Origin of the sequence: Acidipila sp. EB88 (assembly GCF_003858395.1) — a bacterium.
In the GTDB taxonomy this organism is placed as follows: domain Bacteria; phylum Acidobacteriota; class Terriglobia; order Terriglobales; family Acidobacteriaceae; genus EB88.
This window is the reverse complement of record NZ_QWEV01000005.1, coordinates 3,453,247-3,478,843: the sequence shown is the minus strand read 5'-3', so window position 1 is coordinate 3,478,843 and position 25,597 is coordinate 3,453,247. Positions and strand designations below refer to the sequence as shown.

The 25,597-nt window shown below is 61.2% G+C and carries 15 protein-coding genes; 7 read left to right on the top strand and 8 right to left on the bottom strand.

Annotated elements, in window-relative coordinates; translation table 11 throughout:
• Positions 1–8 precede the first annotated feature (8 nt).
• Entirely contained in the window at positions 9–1,316 is a 1,308-nt protein-coding gene (locus D1Y84_RS14710; RefSeq protein WP_124849362.1) for an MFS transporter, read from the bottom strand.
• Positions 1,317–1,550: 234 nt separating this feature from the next.
• On the opposite strand from D1Y84_RS14710, the gene D1Y84_RS14705 reads away from it, so the two are divergent.
• Complete coding sequence (locus D1Y84_RS14705) at positions 1,551–2,423, top strand: alpha/beta hydrolase (RefSeq protein WP_233581442.1); 873 nt, start codon at positions 1,551–1,553, stop codon at positions 2,421–2,423.
• Positions 2,424–2,435: 12 nt separating this feature from the next.
• On the opposite strand, the gene D1Y84_RS14700 is transcribed toward D1Y84_RS14705, so the two are convergent.
• Both D1Y84_RS14700 and D1Y84_RS14695 read right to left on the bottom strand, forming a co-directional pair.
• Entirely contained in the window at positions 2,436–3,245 is an 810-nt protein-coding gene (locus D1Y84_RS14700; RefSeq protein WP_124849360.1) for an SDR family NAD(P)-dependent oxidoreductase, read from the bottom strand.
• A complete protein-coding gene (locus tag D1Y84_RS14695; RefSeq protein WP_124849359.1) occupies positions 3,238–4,278 on the bottom strand; it encodes a zinc-binding dehydrogenase in 1,041 nt (346 codons plus the stop codon). The genes D1Y84_RS14700 and D1Y84_RS14695 overlap by 8 nt, the downstream gene beginning before the upstream one ends.
• 342 nt (positions 4,279–4,620) lie before the next feature.
• Between D1Y84_RS14695 and D1Y84_RS19010 the strand changes: the two genes are divergently transcribed.
• Together D1Y84_RS19010 and D1Y84_RS14685 are read left to right on the top strand one after the other, a co-directional pair.
• Complete coding sequence (locus D1Y84_RS19010; RefSeq protein WP_124849358.1) at positions 4,621–5,235, top strand: DUF1440 domain-containing protein; 615 nt, start codon at positions 4,621–4,623, stop codon at positions 5,233–5,235.
• A gap of 557 nt (positions 5,236–5,792) precedes the next feature.
• The gene (locus D1Y84_RS14685) at positions 5,793–7,421 is read left to right on the top strand and encodes a bifunctional diguanylate cyclase/phosphodiesterase (RefSeq protein ID WP_124849357.1); all 1,629 of its coding nucleotides are present in this window, start codon (positions 5,793–5,795) and stop codon (positions 7,419–7,421) included.
• 57 nt (positions 7,422–7,478) lie between these two features.
• On the opposite strand, the gene D1Y84_RS14680 is transcribed toward D1Y84_RS14685, so the two are convergent.
• Positions 7,479–8,183 (bottom strand): TetR/AcrR family transcriptional regulator, encoded by a 705-nt coding sequence (locus D1Y84_RS14680; RefSeq protein WP_124849356.1) that lies wholly within the window; start codon positions 8,181–8,183, stop codon positions 7,479–7,481.
• A gap of 102 nt (positions 8,184–8,285) precedes the next feature.
• Between D1Y84_RS14680 and D1Y84_RS14675 the strand changes: the two genes are divergently transcribed.
• Positions 8,286–9,422 (top strand): NAD(P)/FAD-dependent oxidoreductase, encoded by a 1,137-nt coding sequence (locus tag D1Y84_RS14675; RefSeq protein ID WP_124849355.1) that lies wholly within the window; start codon positions 8,286–8,288, stop codon positions 9,420–9,422.
• A 43-nt stretch (positions 9,423–9,465) separates the two neighbouring features.
• On the opposite strand, the gene D1Y84_RS14670 is transcribed toward D1Y84_RS14675, so the two are convergent.
• The 3 genes from D1Y84_RS14670 to D1Y84_RS14660 form a co-directional block, all read right to left on the bottom strand.
• Positions 9,466–11,277, bottom strand: coding sequence for a TonB-dependent siderophore receptor (locus tag D1Y84_RS14670; RefSeq protein WP_124849354.1), 1,812 nt, complete (start codon positions 11,275–11,277; stop codon positions 9,466–9,468).
• A gap of 390 nt (positions 11,278–11,667) precedes the next feature.
• Positions 11,668–13,599 carry a glycoside hydrolase family 127 protein gene (locus D1Y84_RS14665; protein ID WP_124849353.1) on the bottom strand — a complete coding sequence of 644 codons (1,932 nt, stop codon included), beginning with the start codon at positions 13,597–13,599 and terminating at the stop codon, positions 11,668–11,670.
• A gap of 16 nt (positions 13,600–13,615) precedes the next feature.
• On the bottom strand, positions 13,616–15,934 hold the full coding sequence (locus tag D1Y84_RS14660; protein ID WP_233581440.1) for a S9 family peptidase: 2,319 nt from the start codon (positions 15,932–15,934) through the stop codon (positions 13,616–13,618).
• 538 nt (positions 15,935–16,472) lie between these two features.
• Here D1Y84_RS14660 and D1Y84_RS14655 point away from each other — a divergent pair.
• Both D1Y84_RS14655 and D1Y84_RS14650 read left to right on the top strand, forming a co-directional pair.
• Positions 16,473–20,303, top strand: a complete 3,831-nt coding sequence (locus D1Y84_RS14655; protein WP_124849352.1) for a TonB-dependent receptor — start codon at positions 16,473–16,475, stop codon at positions 20,301–20,303.
• 231 nt (positions 20,304–20,534) lie between these two features.
• Positions 20,535–22,079: a family 43 glycosylhydrolase gene (locus D1Y84_RS14650; protein WP_233581439.1), complete on the top strand. Its 1,545-nt coding sequence runs from the start codon at positions 20,535–20,537 to the stop codon at positions 22,077–22,079.
• A 79-nt stretch (positions 22,080–22,158) separates the two neighbouring features.
• Here D1Y84_RS14650 and D1Y84_RS14645 read toward each other — a convergent pair whose 3' ends face one another.
• On the bottom strand, positions 22,159–23,700 hold the full coding sequence (locus D1Y84_RS14645; RefSeq protein ID WP_199726419.1) for an aldehyde dehydrogenase (NADP(+)): 1,542 nt from the start codon (positions 23,698–23,700) through the stop codon (positions 22,159–22,161).
• 155 nt (positions 23,701–23,855) lie between these two features.
• Here D1Y84_RS14645 and D1Y84_RS14640 point away from each other — a divergent pair, with 155 nt between their 5' ends.
• Positions 23,856–25,553, top strand: coding sequence for a DUF885 family protein (locus D1Y84_RS14640; protein ID WP_233581438.1), 1,698 nt, complete (start codon positions 23,856–23,858; stop codon positions 25,551–25,553).
• The last annotated feature ends 44 nt before the right edge of the window (positions 25,554–25,597 follow it).

Sequence of the window (25,597 nt, the reverse complement as noted above, 5' to 3'; positions counted from 1 at the left end):
TAGCGGCCTCATCCTTGCTGGCCGTGCTCGCGCGGCATCTCGATCTTGCCCAGCAGAAAGACATATCCAGCGATGCCAATGACGAGGTAGATCGCCGATAGTCGAAACGCCCACGCGAAAGAGTGCATCGCGTACACCAGATGACCAGTGATGATGGGGGCCGCGATGCCGGAGACCTGGTTCGAGAAATTCACAATCCCACCCACTTTGCCGACGTCCTCGGGGCGTGCAATGAGCGAGGGGATCGACCAGCCAATTGGCGAGGCCGCTGCCAGGCCACCGATTGAGATCGAGATCCACAGCAATGCGACAGGCGCGCTGTGCGTGTGCACGGCCCCAAGAATGCAGAGGCCGAAGGCGGTTCCACCCACAAGAATGGTTTTGCGTACACGGCTCGCGTTCCATCCACGCTGAATGAGGTGGTCGGCCAGAAGGCCGCCGATTAAAAGGTCCGTCGCAGTGGCAAAGAGCCAAGGCACGCCGGTGTAGAGGAACGAGTGCAGAAGGTCGATGTGCAGCGCGGACGACAGGTAGCTGGGTAGCCATGTCAGCAGCAGGTAGAACACGTAGTTGTAGGCGCCAAAGCCAAGCGCCAGGCCCAGAACCTTGCGTTGTTTCAACAGAGAGCCGAGAGAGTCTCCAGTGGCCGTAAAAGGCTCGGAGATTGCGCGGCTTGAGGCCGTCTCTTCACTGCTGTCATCTGCGTGCGCGTTCCGGACGGCGGCCGAGGGGTCGCGATACCCCTGGGCGAAAAGCCCCAGGAACAGGAGGCTCACCACGCCGGTCAGCGCGAAACTTAAGCGCCAGCCAATTTGCAGCAGCACAAAGCCAATGAGCGGAACGCCAATAGCCGAGGCGAACTTGGCAGCTGCGTCGAAGATCGCCGTTGCGAAGCTTCGCTCTTCCGGCGGAAACCAGAGGCCGATAGCTTTCGCGTAACCAGGGAAAGTAGGCGCCTCTCCGACGCCGAGGAGAAAGCGCGATGCGAAGAAGCCGCCCACACTTGGCGTCAGCGCAGAGGCGAAGGACGCAAGGCTCCAGAGAAACGTGGAGACGATGCCGACGCGGCGCACGCCGAACCGGTCCAGCAGGATACCGACCGGCAGCTGGCACATCGCATATGTCAGGCTGTAGGCGCTGGACAGGTAGCCGAAGATGACATCCGAGATACCAAACGTTGTGACCAGTGCCGCATGCGACACGGAAAGGTTCACGCGGTCGAAGTAATTGACGAGGACGCCGAATCCAAGAAGCAGCGCGATGCGCCATCGGCCTTGTAACGGCGCAGGTTGCAGAGTGTGCTCAGCATTGCTCAATGGCTTCCCCTTCGGTTACGATCCTGCGCGGCACATCGGTGAGTATTGCTGTGCTGACGATCCACTGGATTGAACTTCGCCGCAGAGCGTGGAGCGGTCGAGTGAAGTGTGTTTGCTAAGCAGCAGTCGACGGCGCAAGTGTAAGCTGATGCTCTCGTCAGTCGCCACTTGCTGTCACATGGACGAAGATTGCTGTGCTACCGAAGAGGGAAAGAAATGCGGCTTTGGAAATCAATGGCGCTTGGAGTGTTGGCAACGTTTGCCCTGTGCCTTCTGGCGGGCACTGCTGCAGTCGCGCAGCAACCGGTACTGCTCCTGTGGCCGGGTGGTGCGCCGGGCTCCGAGGGCAAAACGTCTGTCGAAAATGTCCGGCTCAGCCCAGAGGGAGACCACGTTGTCTCCGGGGTGCACCAGCCGTCGATCACCGCGTTTCTGCCAACCAGGGCCGCCGCGACCGGTGCCGGGGTGCTGGTGATTCCAGGCGGTGGCCATAGCGAAATATGGATCGATCACGAAGGCCGCAACGTAGCGGAGTGGCTGAGCGAGCGCGGCATCGCGGCGTTCGTTCTGAAGTATCGGCTTGCTCGTGAGCCCGGGTCCACGTACACGATCGATGGTACGGAGCTTGAGGACACGCGGCGCGCTATACGCCTGATACGCAGCCACGCAGCAAGCTGGGGCATCGACACGCAGCGGGTCGGCGTCATCGGCTTTTCGGCTGGCGGAGAGCTCGCAGCCCTGATCAGCACGCGGCCTGTGGTGGCAGACGTGGGCAGTGTCGATCCCGTCGATCGTGAAAACGCGCTGCCTGCATTCCAAGGCCTGATCTACCCTGGGATCGCTCGCGAACCCACCCTGTCGCTGTCGGCGCACACCCCACCCGCTTTCCTTGCCTGTGGTGCAGACGACCGGGCGGACATCTCCGAACGTCTGCCGGCACTCTACCTGCAGCTCAAACAAGTCGGCGTTCCAGTCGAGTTGCATATCTTCGCCAAGACTGGTCATGGGTTTGGACTGCGCAGCACGACAGTGGGCAACGCGGCACTGTGGCCGTCGCTCTTTCTTGGCTGGCTCAGCACCGAGGGCTTCCTCAAGCCACTGCCCTGACGAACCAAGTTCCTATCCAGCTTTGCCGCCAGGCTTTGTGGTGGTCGCACGCGTTGCACCGGTAGAGATACCGCCATCGATCAACAGCGTCTGCCCGGTTACATAGCGGCTCGATTCGGACGCGAGAAAAACCACCGCGCCATCCAAATCTCGTGGCTCGCCCGGGCGCTTCACCGGGATGCGGTCCACGAGGTAATCAACCCACTCCTGGTTCTCGTACAACACTTTGTTCTGCTCCGTGCGAAACCAGCCCGGCGCCAGGCAGTTCACCGTCACACCGTGCTGTCCCCAATCATCCGCGAGACTCATGGTGAGCTGGCGCACACCGCCGCGGCTTGCTCCATACGGGGCAAGCCCGGCGTAGCCAAACACGCTGGTAACGGAGCCGATGTTGATGATTCGACCATAGCCATGCTCGATCATGCTGCGTGCCATGGCCTGCGCCACGAAAAAGGTCCCGCGCAGATTGGTATCGAGCACCTTGTTCCAGTCATCCCAGGTGACGGCCAGTGCTGGCTTGCGCACATTGCAGCCCGCATTGTTGACGAGGATGTGGATCTGCGGGAAGGCAGCGTGTGCCGCGTGCGCCATGCGCTCGATGCTGCCAAAATCCTGCACATCGAGCTCGAGCGAAACTGCTCGACGACCCATGCTCCGGATTTCGGCTTCAAAGGGTGCAAGGCTGCTGCGATCCCTGCTGGTAAGAACTAGGTCTGCGCCTGCGCGTGCGAGCGCCCGGGCAAAATACTGTCCCAGGCCACGGCTCGTGCCGGTCACAAGTGCTACCTGCCCTGTGAGATCGAACGGTTCCTTTTCACGCATGTGTCGGACTCAGGATCACCTTCATCAGATTTGGTTCACGGGCATGCAGACGCTCAAACCAGCGCGGACCCTCTTCGAGTGCCGCCACCGAGGTGATCAGAGGATCTACCGTGATTTTGCCTTTCTCGATCAACTCAATCGCCTCGGCGTACTCGCCGGCAGACGCACAGGAACCCTGAAGCCGGATCTGGCGTGTCACCACCTTCTGCAGTGGCAACGTCACGGCTTTCGCGATGTTGCCGATCAGCGTGACAGTGCCACCCTTGCGGGTGCAATCGATGGCAGCAGAGACCGTTTCGTCATTGCCCACTGCTTCAAACACAACATCGACGCCCGTACCGCCGGTCAGGCGCAGCACTTCCGCCACCAGCTCCTGCCCCGACGCATGGATCAGGTCGTTGCCACCTACCGCGCGCGCCAGCTCCAGCCGAGTTGCATCCACATCCGCGATGAATACGCGGGAACACCCGGCCACATGCGCTGCCTGGAGGGTCAACAATCCAATCATCCCCGCACCGAGGACCAGCGCTGTTTCTCCTCCGGAAAGCGCTGAAACACGCACAGCATGTAGGGCTACGGAGACGGCCTCCAGCATGGCGGCCTGCGGGAAAGTGATTGCGTCGGGCAGATGGTGAAGAATATGGCGCGGCACAGCGACATATTCCGCGAATGCCCCGTTGCGCCTGTACTCACCGCAGGAAACGCCCACGACCTGCCGTGACTCACACAGGTTCACGTCGCCGTTCGCGCAGTACTCGCACCGTCCACAGAACACGGTCGAATCAAAGGTGACGCGATCGCCCTCCTGCAGGTCATGGACCGCGGCACCGAAAGCGGCCACTGTGCCGGCAGCTTCGTGCCCCATGATGATAGGCGGAATGCGACGGCCAGAAGATCCATCGTAGCCATGCACATCGCTGCCGCAGATGCCGCAGGCTTCCACACGGATCAGCACGTCGGTCGGGCCGACCGGGGGTGTCGGCTGTTCTGCAATTTCCAACTGGTTGTACGCGCTAAGCAGGAGCGATTTCATCGATGGGTGTGCTCCTTCACAAGGAGAAGTCTATCGCTGGCCGCCGTAACAAGCGGGCGATCATTCGAGTGGATGGTACCTGTTCCCGCAGTGAGTTGGGAACTTTCAAACAGCGTACGTTCCGAGCGCAGACGTGCATGTATGCGAGGTGGGACAGCAGATACATTCGTGCTGTTTTTTGCTCGGCTCCTCGACTTTTGTCGGATGTGCGTTGTGGCACTTGTCTTCTAAGCTTCTTGTCTTCGTCACAGCGGTGCTCTTCAAAAGCTCGAGCATCGCAGGGTGCTGGCCCCACGCAACGAACGGATCTCAGGGCGTTACGGGTTTGCGTTAGGTGGCGGCATGTGCGAGGCTGCTGGCAGATATCGACCACGTCCGCTGAACGCCGTAAAGCTGCTACTGCGTGTGCGCGCGACGCTTGACCATACTCTTCCCGGGAGCGCGCATCAGAATCAGAATATGGAAATTCTCAATCATGGCCGCCGTCTTGTAGCCTTTGGCCTGCTCGCCGGAGCACTTGGCGGCGTTGCGGGCGGCGTCAGCAAGCTTGTGGGCGAGCTCATCTATCCTCCGCGCACGCAGGGCCAGAAGCCACCCCCCGCGATCCTGGCCGAGAAGGTTGCAGGTCATTCCTTGAGCAAGCCTCTGCAGACTCTCGCCACCCAAGCGTTTCACTGGACGTTCAGCGTTGGCATCGGTGCCGTGTACGGAGCAGCCGCCGAATTCGCGCCCATTGTTACGGCAGGATACGGCATCGTTTTTGGCGAAGTAGTCCTTTTGAGCACGCACGAATCGATCCTGCCCTTGCTCGGACTCAACGAGCCGCCCTTGCAGCAACCCGCACGCGAGCAGAAGAGCGAGATCCTTACGCATGCGATGTATGGCATGTCGGTTGAGGCGGTTCGACGATTGCTCATGAGGCGATGGAAGAGGCGCTCCGCCATAGCAGCGAGTTAGTTCGGATTCGCACGCCGTAGCTTTGCGATGAGCGGGACACTCAAAGCAGTGCCTTTCTAGGTAAACCTGTCGACAGAGTGCAGCGTTTCATCACGCAGCATGAGAGTGTCAAAGCGAAGGGCAGCTTTGTCTTTAAAAAAGGTGAGCGGCGTTCAGTCTCCCTTCGGGAACATCCACTTCCCGGCTCGCATGCAGAGGAGCCACCGCGAACGCTGTCTTGCTCGCTGCCAAAGCACGCTCAGCACGCAAATCGTGTCTCTCCGGCTGGGTGCCTGCCAAGACGGCTTTCGATCCAGGAGCCGCTTCCGGATCAACAAAGCCAGGCGTCTTCTGGAAGCTTGAGCCCACCAGGTCCGCGTTCCTTGCCACCGTACGGCAGCAATCTCTCGTAGTTACAGGCGCAGCGAGGGGACTTCTTCGAAGGGTATCTTCGTGTTACTTTTCATGCCGTTTGTCTGACGAGAAACAGTTCGTGCCTCTGGAGCTGTGTATACCACTCATACGCATTTAGACAGTTCTTCTTCATACAAAGGAAAAGGATTGAGCTAAGGAGTACAGTGACGAGCTCTCCACGGCGACCGAGCACCTCAGGGATTAAAGTCCGCTCTTCCAGCACTGCGAAGAGAAACTTTACGCTGGTTGCGGCAGCGACCTTCGTTGCTTTGTACATCGGGCGCAACTACGACATATTTCGCAGGACCGACAACTGGCTGGTGCGATCCACTTCGCTTGAAGTGGACGAGTTGTTCGGTGTCATCGCCGTCCTGGTGGTTGGACTTACCTGGGCCATCCAGCGACTGTTGCGCGACAAACTGGAAGCAGGGCTTCGCCAGGCGGCCGAGCGCGAGATACGTTCGCTCGCCTACCAGGACACACTCACTGGACTTTCCAACAGACGCCAGTTTGAAGATGCATTGAAGATGGCCGGCGAGACGGCGCCGCGGCTAGGCGCATGCCATGCCTTGTTTCTGCTGGACCTGAACAGCTTCAAGCATGTGAATGACACGGCCGGCCACGCCGCAGGTGACCAACTCCTAATCCAGGTGGCAGCACGCTTCTCAGCCGCCCTGAGAGAGGGCGATCTTCTCGCCCGCTTAGGCGGCGACGAGTTCGGCGTGCTTGGAACCCACCTGAATGGCCCGGAAGCCGCGACGAGCCTCGGGCTGCGTCTCATCGAGCAACTCGAGCAACCGATTCGTGTGAACGGTCGCGATCACAAGGTGGGTGTCTCTATCGGCATCGCGCTTTGCCCCCTGAATGGCGTGAGTGCCGAGCACCTCCTTCGGAGAGCAGACATAGCCCTCTACCGGGCGAAGGAGGAAGGCCGCTCCACGTTGTGTTTCTTTGAAGCAGAGATGGATGCGCGTATTCGCGAGCGCGACATTCTGGAGCAGGAGCTGCGTGTAGCCGTCGCCACGCATGCCATTCGCCCTATCTATCAGCCGCTCGTGGATCTTGCCACCGGCAGGATTCGCGCGTTCGAGGCCCTGGCCCGTTGGACGAGCCCGACTCTCGGCCCCATCGAACCCGGACGCTTCATACCCATCGCTGAGGCGGTCGACCTGATCGGGCCACTTACCGAATCTCTCCTGCGCTGTGCCTGCATGGACGCGCTTGGATGGCCCGAGGATGTGCGACTGGCGTTCAACCTTTCACCGACCATCCTTAACGACGAACGAGTGGTTGGGCGCATACTCGGCATTCTCGCGGCAGCGGGGTTTCCACCGTCGCGCCTTGAACTTGAGATCACGGAAAGTGCGCTGGTGCGCAACATGGCGTCGGCGCAGAAGATCCTGGGCGCACTTCGGCAGAGTGGCATGCGCATCGCGCTCGACGACTTTGGAACTGGGTACTCCAGCTTGTACCACTTGCGCAACTTCAAGGTGGACACGATCAAGATCGATCGCAGCTTCATCGAGTGGCTCGTCAGCGATCGCGACAGCAAGGAAATAGTGCAGGCGCTAATAGGGCTCGGCGCCGGCCTCGGGCTCGAGGTAACGGCGGAAGGGGTCGAAAGCGAGGAGCAGCGAAAGATTCTGCTCGGCTACGGCTGTGACCAGGCACAAGGCTATCTTTACAGCCGCGGACTTTCAGCTCTTGAGTCTGTGCTTTTCCTGCGGCACGGGCAGGTCGATCGCATAGAAGATACGGCGCAGCTACCTAACCCGCAAGCGCGCCGAGACTGAACAGTGCCGCCCGGGCGACTGCGCGCATAACGGCGTGTTGCGTGACCTCTTCAGGCTTCAGCGATTTCGCGCTGATGCAATGCCTTGCAGAATGAGGTCAATGCCGGCGAGAAAGTCCATGCGATCGTCATGAGTCCGTAAGGGCGCGGCCATGCTGCGCACAAACGGGTAGAGCTCAGCATCAAGCTGCGACCAGGCAGCGGACGTAGCTTCCAGAAACTCGGCCCTGTCTAAACCTTCGACGCGCGCGATGCGCCCGTTGGCCGCGTTGCGTCCGCCGACGCCAAGAATAAAGCTCAGCAGTGCGGATGTCGTCATCCAGTGCTCCTCCTCCGGCACACCGAGAGCCTTGATCTGCCGGCCGAGGCCCTCGACGATACGCACCACAGGCAGTTGCCCGGCAGCCCGTGTCAATGCCGAGCCCACCCAGGGATGCGCGTCCATAGCGTCGAACGTTGCCAATGATAAGCGCCGAATCGCCTCCTGCGGCTCCATGCCCTCTGCCGCGGAGGCTTCGCACGCTTCAACGGTGCGGGCGATGATAGCGTCGCATGCGGCGACGAGCAGATCATCGCCGCTATGAATATGCCAGTAAAGCGCACCCGGGCCAGTAGCGAGCCGCGTGGCCAGGCTGCGAAACGTTAAGCCGTCTGCGCCGCCCTCATCCAGGATTTCAACGGCTGCCTCGACGATGCGCTCCTTTGAAAGCGAATACCCGCGTCGTTTGATGTTCACAGCCTTGCCGCTTCCCTGTGGATGCATATTCCATCTTGACATAAGTGGAACGCCGTTCCATAGTTGTGGAACAGTGTTCCATGGGCTTCTGCTTCTTCTAGGCAGGCTCGGAACCAGGAAGGGTCGACTATGCATGCTCCGATCACGATCATTGGTGCGGGCCTCGGCGGCCTGACACTTGCGCGCGTTCTTCACGTGCACGGCATTGCCGCAACAGTCTACGAAGCGGAAGCCTCCGCGAACGATCGGGCGCAGGGCGGGCTGCTTGACATACACGAACACAACGGTCAACTTGCACTGAAAGCAGCCGGCCTGTTTGAGGAGTTTCGCAAGCTCGTTCAGCCAGAGGCTGAATCGCAGTGCGTTCTCGACAAAGATGGAAATGTCCTCCTCCACCAACCCGACAAGGGCAATGGAGGCCGCCCGGAGGTGCCGCGCGGCGAGTTGCGGCGCATCCTGTTGCAGTCACTGCCTGCCGGTACGGTCTGCTGGGGGTCCAAGGTCAAAGCCGTGTGTGCTCTTGGCGATGGGAAACATGAGGTGCAGTTCGCAAACGGCTCCAATGTGCAAACGAGTCTGCTAATAGGGGCAGACGGAGCGTGGTCTAAAGTGCGTCCGCTCCTCTCCGACGAGGAGCCAGCATATGTGGGTACATCCTTTATCGAGACGTTCCTGTTCGAGTGCGACACGCGTCACCGGGCAAGTGCAGAGGCAGTGGGCAGCGGCACGATGATGGCGCTTGCTCCGGGCAGAGGGATCATGGCCCATCGAGAGGCCCCGGCGACGCTGCACGCGTACGTGGCGCTGAACAAACCGAAAGAATGGATTGGGCAGATCGACTTTTCCGATGCCGCGTCCACCCTCGCGCATGTCGTTGCCGAGTTCAATGGATGGGCTCCGGAACTTACAGCGCTGCTGACTGCAACGGAGACTGTGCCCGTGCTTCGTCCTGTGTATGCGCTCCCGATCAGGCACCGATGGGATCGCGTTTCTGGCGTCACGCTGCTTGGCGACGCGGCGCACCTGATGTCGCCTTTCTCAGGCGAAGGCGCGAACCTCGCGATGCACGATGGCGCGGAACTGGCGAAAGCCATCGTCGCGCATACGGGCGATGCAGAAGCGGCCTTGTCGGCTTATGAACAGGAACTGTTTCCCCGCAGCGCCGCAGCCGCCGCCGAGGCTGATCGCAACTTGAGGCTGTTCTTCAACAACGACACGCCGCATAGTGTGGTTGACCTGTTCACACACCAGTTGCCGGTGACCTAATCAGGAAGCAGGCACAGTCGAGATACTGCGTTCTCTCAGCGACTCACTTGTCGCGCGTGAGTACCACTTGCAGGCCGCCGACCAACGCACGGCCCGGCATCCGTACGCCGATCACTTCGTCATAGCCGGTGTTGGACAGGTTTCGCAGCTGCAGGTAGGGCCGCACGCGGCCGCGCTCGCGCACCAGCGACTCGTCCCAGACGGCGTAGGGAGACTGCTGGTAGCGCTCGACGACGGCCACCCGTGTCTGCAGCACTGCCTGCCTGCTTACATCCCACGTCCATTCCGCGCGACCGTTATTTACCGGGTAGTTGAATACGTACTCTGACTGAAGCCCATGCAACGCGCTTTGCGCGCCGGCAAGGAGTGCCCAGCTAAGCTTAATGGCCTGGGTAGGGCGCGCATGCCAATCGAGGGCAGCCTCTACGCCCGCGAAGTGGAGGCCGGGAAGATTGCTGGCCTGCCACGGATCAGCGCTGGAAACGCGCGTGTAATCGATCGTATTCTTCTGCCGGGAGTAGAAACCGGTAAGCGTTGCAGCAACGCGGGTTGTGGCATACCAGTCAACCCCGCCCTCGTAGTTCCATGCAGACTCCGGCTTTAATCCTGCATTGCCGAGTGTAGTCGGATCGCTGTAGTAGAGATCAAGATACGTGGGGATCCGAAATCCATAACCTATCGACGAGCGCAATTTGACGGAGTGCGGCAACCACAGCGTAGCCGAGGCAGTGGGGCTTGAGACCGCGCGGCCTCCGCTGTAGATCTCCTCACGAAAGCCTGCGGAGATGGATCCACGCCCGGGAACGCGCCACTCGAGGTCGCCATAGCCGGCACCGCGGTTCCTTCCGTGGTCGCCAAGGTTGGTGCTTTTGATCTGGTCAGTAAGCACTTCCAGTCCGGTGAGCAGGGTCACGTCTTTGAACGGTGCGCGCTGGTCGCGCACAGAACCCTCGTAGCCCCAGTCCACATGCTGGTTTTTGTACAACGAGGGATCATCCCGCTCGAGAACGTAGATGTCAGAATGGCGACGGAACGCTGCGGCCGCATCTGTATGCGCGGCAAGCGGCTGTTCAAGCGTGGCGAACCAACCCTTGGTGCGCTCCCAGGATGGATAGTTGCCATAGAACTGTGCCGCGCCGAAGGCACGGTCATCGCCTGCAAGAAGCACATTCGAGGTCCCAAGCTTCGTCGTGAGCCAGGACTCCGCGCTCGCCTGCTCGCTGCGGTAATCGCGATCGCTGATAAAGCCGCTCGAGAAGTCCCGGCTTCCCGCAACGGTCCCTGCCCATTGCCGGCCGAGGGCCGCGATCAGCAGCGCCTGCTCATTCTCGCCAAAGCTTCCGCCCCCTGCACGCGTCCTTACGGTGTCGTGTTGGGGTTTCCATGTATCTACGGCGACCACTCCGCCGATGGCGTCCGACCCGTACAGCGTTGAGCCTGCACCATGCAGGACGTCGATATCGCCGATCGCTTCCAGCGGCACCGGGAGGTCGAGATTGAAGTGCGATGTTTCTGCATCATCCATGCGCATGCCACGCAGAAGCACAAGCGTCTGCTCAAACGAGGCCCCGCGCACAGAGATATCCGACATAACGCCGGGCGCGCGTTGTTCTATGTCAACAGCCGCATCGGTACGCAGGTACTCTTCCACAGTCTGGTAAGCAAGCGGATACTGCTGTGCGTCGAGCGCGGTTACAGTACGGGCGGCTTCGCCCTCACTGACCGGTGCAGGATTTCCGAGTACCACGAGTGACTCGCGCACGGGAGTCGGCGGCGCATCCTGAGCATACATGCGCGCGGTACAGGAAACGCACAGCACAAGCAAGGCGAAACCATGCGATGGACGAGGACTCATCGGGTGGTGTGGCGCCTGCGCAGAAGGCACACGTGCGCCGCTGATGGCAGCCCATCGTCATCAGTACTGCGGATGCCCCACTTCACACTTGCGTCGGCACGCCGCGCATTTACCCTGACCACTGTTGCTGGCTCGCTGCGATGCACTTCGCTTCCACCCACACCTGGTCCAAACTCCAATGCCTCACTTTACCAGTTTGCCGGTATGCCCATCTGCAACAGTCGCATGCAGACTCTTCAGCGGAAAGCGCGAGCGCACTGCCACGGGAAGCAACCATGGAAAAGGGCGCCGATCGAGCCGGCGCCCTTTGCAAAGCATGTACTTTCTGGTGCAATTGTTGACGCCGGCTGCCGGTAAGGATGCCTGCGCTTTGCCCGGGTGTTCCCTGCTCTAGCCCGCTACGTTGCGCACGTACACGGAGTAGCGCTCATCGGTGATGTGGCTCAGCGGCACCAGCGTGTGCGCGATGCCGGGACCGGAGCTGCGGAATCGCAGCGGATATTCGTTCGTTGCTTCCGCCTGCTCCAACCAGACACCGCCCTGTCGGACCTCTGGTAGCGGCATGCCGTGGCCGCCATCGAACGGACCGCTGTCGCCGTAGATCATGGCAGTGCTCAGGCCCTCACGTCCCATCAACACTGCCAGCGCCAGTGGGCCGTACATGGCTCCCTGCACCGCTGGATCGTCTGCCGCAGACGCCATGTGCAGCGACATGGGCAGCGTAAGCTCCACCACGTCTCCCACCTGCCAGGCATGCTCGAGCCGCGCGTAGCTGGTCGGTGTGGCAGGCACGGTCTGCTCCGCACCGTTGATGCGGATCGTCGCGCCCTTAGTCGCCCAGTAAGGGATGCGCAGCTTGAGCGCAGTCGCCTGCTTTGGAGCCGAGGTGACACGCAACGTGATCTTTTCGGCCGCTGGGTACTTGGTTGTCATCTCGATCCCCAGCCCACGGTCGACCCAGCTGAGCCGGGACGGAATGTAGAGGTTCACGAAGACGGAGTCGTCATCGTGAAAGTAAATCGAGTCGTTCAGCTTTGCGTACTCCTCGCTACCGGTCCCGGTGCAGCACCAGAAAGCGTCATACGGCGTGCCGAAGGTTTTGTACTTGCCCGGCTCGAGCGGCACGTAGTACATCAGCATGCCATTGCGATCCTGCGTGCCGTGGCGCACGTTCACCATCATGCGCTCGTAGTAGTCGAAGTGCGCCGCATCGGGTTCTTGTCCAAAGAGGTGGCGCGACAGCTTCATCATGTTGTAAGCGCAACAGCACTCCTGCGCGGCCGCACCCAGTTGCGTGGAGATCTCGTCTGGCTTCTGCCAGAACTCGCCGTTGCTGGTGCCACCGGTGTTGTAGCTGTGGTGCTCCACAATATCGCGATAGAAGTTGCGGCTGATCCGGTTGTACCGCTCGTCGCCGGTCAACTCGTAGCCGCGCGCCGCACCAATCACCTTTGGAATATTGGTGTTGGCATGGTTGCCGCCTAGCTTGTCTTCACCAGCGGCGAGTGGTTCAAAAATCTTCTTATGCTCGAAACGGTAGCCGAGGTCGCGGTACTTCGGCTTGCCGGTGATGGCGTAAAGGTTGAACGCGGCTTCGTTCATGCCGCCCTGCTCAACCAGCAGCACCTTCTGCCACTCGTCCGGAGTAAACGACGCGCTGTACGTGTCAGCCCAGTCGGCCATGCGCACGGCCATCGCCAATGCCTGGGCATTGCCGGTGTGCTCATACATGTCGAGCAAGCCGGCCATGATCTTGTGGTAGGTGTAAAACGGCGCCCACACCTTTTCATGTTTGCGCAGCTTGTCATAGGAGGCGGTCGAGTAGGCACCCAGGTAGCCATCTTTCGCCTGTGTCTCGGCCAGCATGGCCACCAGCGCGTTCGCCTTGTCGCGGAGGTCCGCATCGCCGGTGCTGGCGTGCATCAGGGCACAAGCCGAGAGATAGTGGCCCACATAGTGACCGCGAAGTTCGCAGTCGGGCGCCTCCCAACCACCGAGCGGCGTCGCGTCCGTGGCGATGCCTGCCGTCATGCGGAAGTTATGCGCGAGCCGGTCGTTGGGGATGGAGTAGAGAAAGCCGCGGTTCAGCTCCATCATATCTTTCCACTGGCTCGGCAGAAGGCGCACGTCTGTTAGAGGAAATGGCCTGGCCTTCCACGCTACCTTCTCTACCGAGGACGCGGTGAGGTCTTTGCCTGCTACATCCGCAGCGGGGCTGACTGCTTTTTGCGCACCAGCCAGGCGCGCCAGCAGCGTTGCGCTGCCGGCGGCTGTGGCGCTGGCCAGAAAACCTCTGCGTGTCAACGAACCTTGATGTGCCATAACGCTCTCTCCCGCTCTACTTAGCCTTCTCCGCCACGGTGGCGTTCCAGTTCACCGTGTTCTGGTTTCCAAGCGAGCGCACAAAAAAGTCCAGGAGTCGCCGCTCGCCATATTCGCCGCCGGCTCCATGCTCGCCGCCCGGCACATCCAGAAACTCGAAATCCTTGTTCGCCTTGATCAGCGCATTCGCCACCTGCAGCGTACTCGATGGGTCCACGTTGCTGTCCATCTCACCCATCACGAGCATCAGTCGGCCCTGCAAACGGGAGGCATTCACCACGTTGGAAGAAGCAGCATACTCAGGACCGATTGGCCAACCCATCCATTGTTCGTTCCACCACATCTTGTCCATGCGGTTGTCGTGGCACCCGCTGTTGGCGACCGCCGCCTTGTAAAACTCGGGGTGAAACAGCAGTGCTCCCATGGCATTCTGGCCGCCGGCGGAGGTTCCATAGATACCCACGCGGGTCGCGTCATACCAAGGGTACTTCTGCGCTGCCGCCTTGTGCCACAGGATGCGATCCGCAAAGCCGCCATCCTTGAGGTTTTTCCAGATCACGTCGTGAAAGGCCTTGGACCGGTTGTTAGTGCCCATCCCGTCGATCTGCACCACCACAAAGCCAAGCTCGGTAAGCGGATCGATGCGAGAGGAAAAGCTCTTGGGCACGAACGAACCCTGCGGGCCGGCGTAGATGTTTTCCACCACGGCATAGTGCTTCGCCGGGTCAAAGTGCGCGGGCTTGGAGATGATGCCCCAGATGTCCGTCCTGCCGTCGCGGCCCTTGGCCACGAAAACTTCGGGTGGCGTCCAGCCGGCAGCTTTCAGTGCAGCAAGGTCGCCCTTGGCCAAGGTTGTCACAACGCTGCCATCACTCACCCGGCGCAGGGCAAGCTCCGGTGCAAGGTCGATCCGCGACGCGCGGTCGATGTAGTACGTGCCGTCGGACGAGTAGGCCAGTTCATGATTTGCGGGCATTTCGGTCATCGGCACCATGCCAGTGCCGTCGAAGTTGATGCGGTAGCCCTGGGTGAAATACGGATCAAGCTTTGGATCGACGCCGCTGGCTTCGAAGTAGATCTGCCGCTTCGCGTCATCCACCCGGTCAACGCCACGCACCACCCAGTCGCCATGGGTGACCTGGTTCTTGAGTTGCCCCGTGTGCCCATCGAACAGGTAAAGATGAGCCCAGCCGTCGCGCTCAGACAGCCACAAGATCTCGCCGCCATCGTTCACGTCGTGCCGGTAGAACTTGCCGGTGCCGGTCGGCGTAGGGTCGAGCGGAGTGTACTCAATGTAGGTCCGACTGGTCTCATCGAGGATGCGACGCACAGCGCCCGTGTTTGCATCGACGGCCAACACAGCAAGGCGCTGGTGGCCGCGCTCATTGTCCACAAAGGTGAAAGCCGAGCTGTCCTTGCGCCATTCAAAGTCGCGGACTTCGTAAGGGTTGGGGAAGAGTTCGGTGGACAGGATGGTCTGCTTCTTCGTCGCGGGGTCAAACAGCACCGGCAACTCCCGGTCCACCACGTCCCCGGGCTTGGCGTAGAAGCGCGAGGAAGCAAGGGGCTGTAGCTGGCTTTCGGGCGAGCTCTCCACGTAGTGCACCTCGCGGCGCATGCCCTGTAGCACACGCCGCGCCAGCAGGTGTTTGGAGTCGGGCGACCACGCAAGGTCGCTGCGCTGGTAGTAGTCCCCGGCTGTGCCTTCTGTGCTCAATGCGACGGGCGGCTCGGTGCTTCCATTCGGACGCAGATACACGTTGTAGTTCTGAATGGTGGCGGCCCACTTGCCATCCGGTGAGACAACGGCACGCTGAGCGTCGTTGCCCTCAAAGCCGGGCAGCTCGGGCCATTCGTCCTCGTCGTGGTGGCTGGCCTCGAGTTTGCAATCGTAGGCCGGAAGTGTGCAGTTCCAGTGGCCGCCACCCTGCGCGGCAAAGACGAATCGATTTCCTGCGTCCTCAAACCTCAGGTTGCGTAACACCAGTTCTGCCGCAGCCGTGGGCTTCGCTGCGGGAGCACTCGCAGGTCGGGCATTCACAAAGCTCGCGATCTTTGCCTTGTCGAGAGTGGAGCGCTGCGATGCCTGGGCGTTATAGAGCACGTACTCGTGCGCGGTGCCATCGGTCTCTTCCCACCAGGCAATCGGGGCATTCTCGATCCAATGCGCGGTGGTCGGCAGCATGCCGGCCGCCTTACGGTACGCTGCATTCTTTTCAAGAGCATGCGCGAAATCATCATGCGACACGACCTGCGCCTGGGTAGCAACACAGGCGAGGACACCCAGGATCACAAGGGCAGGAACACGGCGGCGGAGAGAGGTTAGAGGAGGCAAGCTTCTTTCTCGTGATACGTATGGATACAATTTCGTGTGCGAACAGTTTGGAAGATCTCCGTCCGGCTGTCAATCAAATGTTCTCGCCCGATCGTGTCGCCCCACTAAGGGACCAGCTATGCAGCCGAAAACACCCAGACCGCTGCACCCGGATCGACGGGGCCGCAAGATCCTTCCGCCGTACCTCTAGCTTTCACCCGTGCAAATAAACGACTTGAAGAGGGGTTTTCAGCCGCGGCTGCATTCTTTCCAGGACGGGTGGGTGCTTCCACCACTCCTGCCTCCACGTCTAGCCTTGCGAAAACGTTTGACAATCCATTTACAGTGTCGCAACCTTCCTGTACGCAGAAATGTATTTTTGATCTGACTTCAAGCGTATGACCGCTGCGCCCCGCAGCCGTGACAGAACTCCACTCCAGCAAGACACAGTGAGGAAACGATGAGGCGAATGTACAAACGAGCACTCAGGGTGGTTCGCAGCCAGTCCACGCCAAAGTGCGCTGACGTCGGCATCCAGTTGCACCGCGGGAGCAGCGCCATGCCATCCCTGCTCTCGATCGCGCCGCTTGCCGTTTCCTGCCTCTTCGCCAGCGCCTCGGCCGGCCACGCGCAGGACCTCTCCACCGGTTCGATCAACATCACGGTGCAGGACGCAGCAGGGGCCGTGGTTGACGGTGCCCAGGTGGTGATCAAAAACCTCGGCACCAACGACGTGCACACCGTTCCCACCAAGGGCGCGGGCACAGCTACGGTTCCCTTTCTGAACCCGGCGCAATACAGCGTCACCGTGTCCCGGGAGGGTTTCGACACCGCCGTCTATCCGGTCGTCACGGTGCAGACCAACCAGGTCACCAACCTTAACGTCCAGCTAGCCGTGGGGCAATCCACACAAAGTGTGTCGGTTTCTGCGCAGAATAGCCCGCTCCTGCAGACGACTGACAACACCCTCTCCACCACGATCGACCTGAAGCAGGTCGAGGACCTCCCACTGCAGGGCCGTGACGTGTTCTCGCTCGCGTTTCTTGTTCCCGGTGCCCTTGCGCCCCAGGGCGGTCTTGCCGGCAACATCAACAACCTGCCCGGCGGCGCTGTCAACGTCAGCAGCAACGGCTTCTCCACCGTGGCAAACAGGAACAAGAGCGGCGGTTTTGATACAGCCGGCTCCTCCACCGTCAACCGGATCGAGGATGTGCAGGAAATGACGGTGCAGGCGGGCGAGCTCGATGCCAGCAAAGGCGGCACCTCGGTAATGGACATCGCCTTTGTCACCCGCTCCGGCACCAACCAGTTTCATGGGCGGCTGTTCGAGGATTATCGCAACGACGCCTTGAACTCCAACAGCTGGTACAACAACTTCGTCGGGCAGCGCCGCAGCAAAGAGATCATCAATGATTTCGGCGCGAGCATCGGCGGTCCCATCCTTAAGAACAAGGCTTTCTTCTTCGCCTCGCTCGCCAACTTCCGCGAGCCGCTCACCTACACGGGCACAGCCGTGGTGGCTACTCCCGCGGCGCTCGCTGGCAACTATACCTACGTGCCTACGGGCTCGACTGCCACCAAAACTGTGAACGTGCTGCAGGCGGGTGCCAGCGCGGTCGGTTGCGGTAACTGCTCCGGCACGGTCAACCCGATCATCGCCGGCGACCTGGCAAACATCGCCTCGACCTACTCAATGGCGGGGGTGACACAGAGCACGCTTGATCTGAATCACAACACTCTCGAGTTCCCCGTGCACGAGAGCATCGCACAGCGGTATCCCACCCTGCGCCTGGACTACAACGTCACTCCCGACTTTCGCCTGACCGGCTCGGTAAATGAGTCCAACGCCTACTACACCAATGCCGGTGCACCGCCATTTCCCGGCCCCCTCTACTCCAACCAGGCCTACAGCAATGCAGGACGGAACTACCAGGCGGTCGCCGGCTTTGACTGGAACATCCGCCCTACTCTGGTGAATGCTTTCCGCGTCGGGTATCTGTACACCGGCTTCCTCTACAACACGCAGGGTGTGGATACACCCACCGCAGCCATGACGGAACAGGGCCAGCTCGCCTTCGGATTCGGCCTGACCAGCGGCGTCAACGGCTTCAATTCCCTGCGCGGTGGCTCACTGTACCCCGTGCTGAGCGTCAAGGACGACAGCACCTGGGTGCATGGCCGCCACAACATTTCGTTCGGCGTTTCGTCTGCCACCGAGATCGATCATTACTACAACAACCAGTTTGTTCCCTATATCGGAGTGGATGGCATCTCGACCGGTGACCCGGTCACCGACGCACTCACCACACCGGTCGCTGATGGACCGACCTCGGCTGTGAGCGACGTCGAAGGCCTGTATGCCACGCTCACCGGCCGCATGACGTACTACAGCCTTGGCCAGTTCGTGAATGCGCAGACCAAGCAGTTCAGCCCGGGCGTGTCTTTCAACCTGCATGAGCGTTTGAACCAGACCGCGCTGTTTGTGGAGGATGCTTGGCGCGCCACACCTTCGCTCACCATCAACGTCGGCCTGCGGTGGGACTTCACCGGCGCGTCCAAGGATGAGACCGGCTTTTACACCCATCCAACAGTTGCCGCGCTGTGGGGCCCCTCGGGTGTCGGCAACATCTTCAAGCCCGGAACCCTCAGCGGCGAGCAGAACCCTGTCGAGGGCCCCGGCTCTGAAGCCTATGCCCCCACCTACGTTCACCCGGAACCGAACTTCGGCATCGCCTGGAACCCGCACGGCTCCGACGGGCCGCTTGGCCGCATCTTGGGCGACGGCAAGAGCGTGATCCGCGCCAGCTACACGTTCAAGAACTACACGGAAGGCGCGCAGAACTTCTGGAACTTCGGCTCCAACAGCGGTGCCAACTTCAACACCTACTTCTACGCCGACCCCACGGCGCCGGTCGCCGGTGTCACTCCAAGTGCGGGGCTGTTCAACGCGGGTTCCGTCATTCTCGGCGGTCCACTGCCAGCTCTCGCCTCTACGTCGCCTTCGCCTTTCCAAAGCACCATTACCGAGGCTTCGCAGGCTTTCAGCGGCACCTCGTTCCTTACGTTTGATCCGCACATTCAGCAGCCGTATGTCGAGAGCTGGTCCCTGGGTGTGCAGCGCGAGCTCAATGCCAGCGACGTGCTTGAGGTTCGTTACGTCGGCAACGTGGCGCGCAAACAATGGCTGCCGCAGAACTACAACGAGGTGAACATCTTTGAGAATGGCTTCCTTGGTGACTTCAAGAATGCACAGGCCAACCTTGCCGCCTCGGGTGGCACCACGTTCCAGGGCACTTTGCCGACGCCTATCCTGAACCAGGCCTTCGCAAACGCCGGCGGTGCTTCCAACTACACCAACGGCCAGTTCATCACTTACCTGCAGCAGGGGCAGGCGGGCGCGTTTGCCACAGCGCTGGCTGGCAACGCGGCGTACCTGTGCTCGCTGGTGGGCGCCGGCTTTGCCCCGTGCGCCACGGCGGGTTACATCGGCGGCGGCTCCGCCCCGAGCAACTTCTTCCAGGAAAACCCATTCGCCACGGGACAGAGCACTCTGGAGATGACCAATGCTGGCTTCTCCAACTACAACTCACTGCAGCTCGACTTCCGCCAGCGGCCCATGCATGGCGCGCAGTTCGACGCAAACTACACGCTCTCGAAGTCGCTGGGCACCAGCGTGCAGGGCAGCACTGCTCCGGGCCTCTACGGTGGTCGATCGGGCAGCGCCCCTGGTTTCTTCACGCTACGCAACAAGGCATTGAATTACTTCCCCAGCACCTTCGACGTGCGCAACGTGTTCCACCTGAGCGGCACCTATGACCTGCCGTTCGGCCAGGGCCGCACGTTCCTGCACGACAGCAAGCTGGCGAACAGTACGATCGGCGGCTGGACGCTGGGCGCCATCGTGACGTACCAGAGCGGCTATCCGTTCCTGTTCAGCGGCGGCACCTCTACCTTCAACCAGAACGACTCGGGCATCGCGCTTACCGGCGTGACCGTGGCCCAGTTGCAGAAACAGGTACGCGTGCGCCACGTAGCTGGCTCGCCATGGGTCAGCTACTTCGATCCCAAGTACATCGGGGCGAATGGGCAGGCCAATCCCGCATATATCAGCCCCCAGCAGACTCCGGGTCAGATCGGCACGCTGATGTGGCTGCATGCTCCCAAGTGGACCAACACCGATCTCTCCGTCAGCAAGACGGTGCCCATTCATCACGAGATCAACTTGAAGCTCCAGGGCGAATTCCTGAACGCCTTCAACCACACTGCCTGGACGGGCATGACAACAAACGGTACGGCCACAAACAGCGTGCAGGCCACCACCTTCGGCACGACCAACACCACGGCGAACAGCCCGCGCAACGTTGAGCTGCGCGCCAACATCCAGTTCTAACTTCCGGGCCGCCGCAGAGATACACCTTTGCGGCGGCCCGTATTTCCTCCGCATGCATCGCCCAGGAGCCAAGTGCATCCACTCCGCGCTCATCGGCATACCACGCTTCACGCTGCGCAACTCGCCCCGCATGGGAACGCAACGCGTGTGCCTGCGTGCGCCTGCCGGGTGTCGCCTCAACCCTTTGCAAGAGTCTGTGCACACTGGCTCGTTTCTGTATTGTTGCTCTGCGTGGCCTCGAACAGCCGTGCGCAGGGTGCAGCCGCGCCTGCACCGCACGAGATACAGGGCAACTCAAACCCGATCCTGGGAGATGGTTCCTACTACTCGGCCGACCCGGCGCCCATCGTGAGCAATGGCCGGCTGTACATTCTTGCGGGGCGCGATGAGGCTCCGCCCGATCGCAACGACTTCATCATGAACGAGTGGCAGTTATTCGCCACCGACGACGTTGCCTCGCACCGCTGGACCCACTATCCGTCGTTCCTGAAGCCGGAGCAGGTCTTTCACTGGGCAACGCCCGGGCACGCCTATGCCGGGCAGATCGTCGAGGCTAAGAACGGCCGCTACTACCTCTACGCGCCCGTGCAGGAAGCGAACTCAACCAACGAGGACAGCTTTGCGATCGGTGTTGCTGTTGCATCCTCGCCGTTAGGACCCTGGACCGACGCACATCCGTCGGGGCCCATCGTTTCGCAGAGCGTGCCGCTTGCCAACCGCATGCAGAACATTGACCCGACCGCGTTTGTCGACGAGGACGGCCGCGCGTACCTGTACTGGGGCACCTTCGGCCAGTTGCGCGGAGCGGAACTGGCAGGCGACATGGTGACGCTCAGGGGCACGCCGGTAGCGGTGCACACGCTGCCCGGCTTCTTCGAAGCCTCCTGGCTGTTTCGCCGCGGCGCAACCTGGTACATGGTGTACGCCGACAACCAGGCTGGCCCGCACTCGCCCTGCACCCCCACGGTCTATCACGCATGCATTGCATACGGCACCGCGCCTGACGCGCTCGGTCCGTGGACCTACCAGGGCGTGATCCTGCCGCCGGTCAGTTCCACAACGTCGCACCCTGGAGTGATCCAGTTCAAAGGCAAGTGGTACCTCGTGTACCACACCGCGGATGCAAAGGACGGCGGCAACTTCCGCCGCAGCGTTGCCATCGACGAACTCCACTGGGACGATGCCGCTGCGCCGGCGCGCATGCTGCCGGTGGCACCCACACAAGCACCCATGCCGCCGCAGCCGCCTTCGCGGAACCTGGCTCCTGCCGCGTTTGCCACAGCGTCCAATGAGCCGGTGCCGGTGCAATACTGGCTCGCTTCGCTGAACGATGGCAGGACACCAAAGAACCCACTACCCCCCGAAATGTGGGGCACGTGGACGCCGCACAATCCGTCATCGCAGTGGGTGCAGTATGAGTGGTCCCGGCCGGTGTTGTTGAACCAGGCCCGGCTGTGGTTCTGGGGCGATCAGCCACCGGGCGCGTCACAGGGCGTGACAGCACCCGCGTCATGGCTGCTCGAGTACTGGACTGGCCACGCATGGGCTGCCGTGCCGCACCCGGGCAGTTATTCCGCGGAGTTAGGCCGCTTCAACGATGTCGCCTTCCGCACCGTGCGCACCCGCTGCCTGCGTGCCCGCCTGCAAGCGTCGGGTTCCAACGGCCATTACGCAGCTTTCGGCATCGAGGAGTTTGAGGCAGACGCGCCCAGGTCGATGGCAAAGCGTGACCTGCCTCCTGTACCCACTGGCCCTTCAGCGTGTCCGGAGAAGTAGTTCAATCCCCTAAACACCCACGCTTCCCTTGCGACTCAAACCCGCAGCGAAAGAGCTTTGCCGCGACACGCGGCAATAGCTATCGCAGAAGCTCCGCCGGCAGGTTCTGGTAGCAGACCGGCCGCAGGAACCGCTCGATCGCAAGTGTGCCTACCGAGGTAAACCTGCTGTCGGATGTAGCCGGGTAAGGACCACCATGGACCATGCTGGCGGCAACCTCGACCCCGGTCGGAAATCCGTTGGCAAGCACGCGGCCGGCTTTACGTTCGAGGATCGGAAGCAGTTGCGCTGCCAGCGGATAATCTGCCGGATCGATCTGCAGCGTGGCCGTCAGTTGCCCTTCCATCGCCCGCGCTGCCGCGAGCAGTTCCGCTTCATCACCGCAGCGAACAATGATGGAGCAAGGTCCGAAGAGCTCCTCCGAAAGCTGAGGGGTGGACAGAAAATCGCTCGCACCGATCGCGAACAGTGCAGCATGCGAACCGAATCGTATCTCGTGCGGCTCCGAGCCTTCTGCCAGGAGCTCCAGGGATCCAATCACCCGGCGCGCCGCGATTCCACGCTGGTACGCTGCGTGCATGCCAGGGTTGAGCATGGCGGCCGCGGGCTTGGCAGCGAGTCGCGCCGCCGCTGCAGCTTCGAAGCTTCGCAGCTCGGGGCTGTCGAGTGCAAACAGCAGGCCGGGCTGGGTGCAAAACTGCCCGCAACCAAGCACAAGGCTGTCGACGAAATCTGCAGCGATTTGCTCGCCGCGCTGCTCTAATGCCGTGGGCAAAGCGAAGACAGGGTTGATGCTGCTCATCTCCGCAAACACCGGAATCGGCACAGCCCGTTTAGCCGCCAGCGCGCATAGTGCAAGACCGCCGATGCGCGAGCCCGTGAACCCCACTGCGGCGATCGCAGGATGCTGTACCAGGGCCTCGCCCACGCTGTGATCGCTGCCATGCACCAGCGCAAAAATCGCTGCCGGCAACCCGGACTTCGCGACCGCACGCTGCACGGCGAGGCCCACCAGCTGCGAGGTACCCGGGTGACTCGGGTGCGCCTTGGCTACCACGGGGCAGCCGGCCGCAAGCGCCGAAGCTGTATCGCCGCCGGCGACAGAAAAGGCGAGCGGGAAGTTGCTCGCGCCAAACACCGCAACGGGGCCCACGGGGAGACGCCGAAGGCGCAACTCTGGCCGCGGTGCGGGCTTGCGATCCGGCAGCGCGACGTCCACGCTGCGATCTTCAAAGGCTCCGCTGCGCACCACCTCCGCGAACATCCGGAGTTGGCCAACAGTCCGGCCGCGCTCCCCTTCAAGCCTGCCGCGCGGCAGGCCGCTCTCTGCTCCGGCACGGTCCAGCAGCGCATCGCCGAGGGCAACGATCTCCTCTGCAATCAGGTCCAGCAAGGATGCGCGCTGTTCGAGCGGCGCCTGCCGAAACGTATCGAAAGCTTGTTCGGCGTGCTCGCATGCCTCCGCTACCTGTTCTGCGCCGCTATCGGCAAACAGCGGCTCCAGCGACGCACCCGTGGCCGGGTTAACGGCGCGATATTCCGCGCCTGTGCCAGGGTGCCCTTGCCCGTCGATCAGCGTCGCCGTGACCCACTGCTCCATTGTGTTGCCTCCACGTTCCATTCATGATCATACCAAGTACAACCGTGTATACAATCAATCGAACTTTCTCAATCCTCGTACCTAGTGTGATGATCCAGGAAAGGTCTCGGCCAGTGAACAAAGCGTCAAAACTCCTCTTCCATGTGGCCTGCGTCAGTTGCGTTGGCTTGCCGGTGATGGCCGCTCCTGTTTCCCCGAACACCCCGGCAGACGCCAGCTCCCGCCGCATGCCGGACGTAATCACGCGCTACAGCGCGGACCAGCGCAGCCTCGAGCAGACGTATACCCTGCGCGTGTCGCCGGAAAGGTTTGCGCGCTTCGAGACCTTCTACAGCGATGAGCTCACCCTGCTTGCCAGCCTACCGTTCCAGCATCTGGCGCACGAGGACCAGGTGGACTATGCGGTGCTGAAGGCGCACATCCACGATCAGCAGCACGAGCTCGCGCGCAGAAAAAAGGAGATCGGTGACATGGCGTCGCTGCTGCCGTTTCTGCCCGCGATCGACGCGCTGGCTGAGCAGAAGCGACAGATGAAGAAGCCTGACCCGGAAGCCGATGCCGCCGCGTTGCATGCCATGGTTGAAAGCATCGCCGCGCTTGAGAAAGCCCGAAAAGACGCGGGACCAAACGCCCCCAGGATGGATCGTGCTCTCGCGAATCGCGCAGTACAGGTAGTCGCGGAACTGCAGCGCTCGCTGCAAACCTGGTTCGAGATGTACAACGGGTACGACCCGATGTTTACGTGGTGGGTCGCGCTGCCCTACCAGCAAACAGACGAGGCCCTGAAGAGCTATCGCGAGTATCTGCTCAAGGAGCTGGTCGGGATCGCGCCCAATGACAAGCTGACGATCATCGGCAATCCGGTGGGCCGCGATGCACTGCTGGCCGATCTTGCAGACAACATGATTCCGTACACGCCAGAAGAGCTGATTGCGATTGCGCAGACCGAGTACGACTGGTGCATGAAGGAGATGCTGAAAGCATCGCGCGACATGGGCTACGGCGACAACTGGCATGCGGCTGTCGAGAAGATCAAGCAGATGCACGTGCCGCCAGGCGAACAGCCGGAACTCATCCGCGGCTACATGAGCGAGGCGGACCAGTACGTACAGCAGCACAATCTCGTCACGGTGCCACCCCTGGCTACTGAGACGCTGCGCATGATCATGATGACGCCTGAGCGCCAACTTGTGAACCCGTTCTTCACGGGTGGCGATGAGATCAGCGTTTCCTACCCGACCGACACGATGACGTACACACAGCGCATGATGAGCATGCGCGGCAACAGTGGTCCGCTCTCCCATGCGACTGTGTTTCACGAAATGATCCCCGGACACTTTCTGCAGTTCTACATGAGTGCTCGGTATAACCCGTATCGCGGCGAGTTCGAAACGCCCTTCTGGCATGAAGGGAACTCGCTGTGGTGGGAGATGCTGCTCTATGACATGGGGTTCCAACAAACCCCGGAGCAGCGTGTCGGCGCGATGGTCTGGCGCATGCATCGCTCAGCCCGCGTGATCTTCACGATGAACTTCCATCTTGGTCGCTGGACTCCGCAGCAATGCGTGCAGTTCCTGATCGACAACGTCGGCTTCGAACCCGACAATGCAACCGCAGAAGTGCGGCGTTCATTCGACGGCTCAGTGGGCCCGCTGTACCAAAGCGCTTACCTCATGGGCGGCCTGCAGTTCCGCGCGCTGCATCATGAGTTGGTGGATTCAGGCAAGATGACGAATCTGCAGTTTCACGATGCGATCCTTCATGAAAACTCCATGCCGATCGAGCTACTGCGTGCAGATCTGGAGAATCTTGCGCTCACGCCGGAGTACTCATCCCACTGGAAGTTCTACGGCGAGCATCCTACGCATCCCTAGGGCGGCGCATCGATTCGTTCTCACTCGATGCAAGGGGCGGGTGC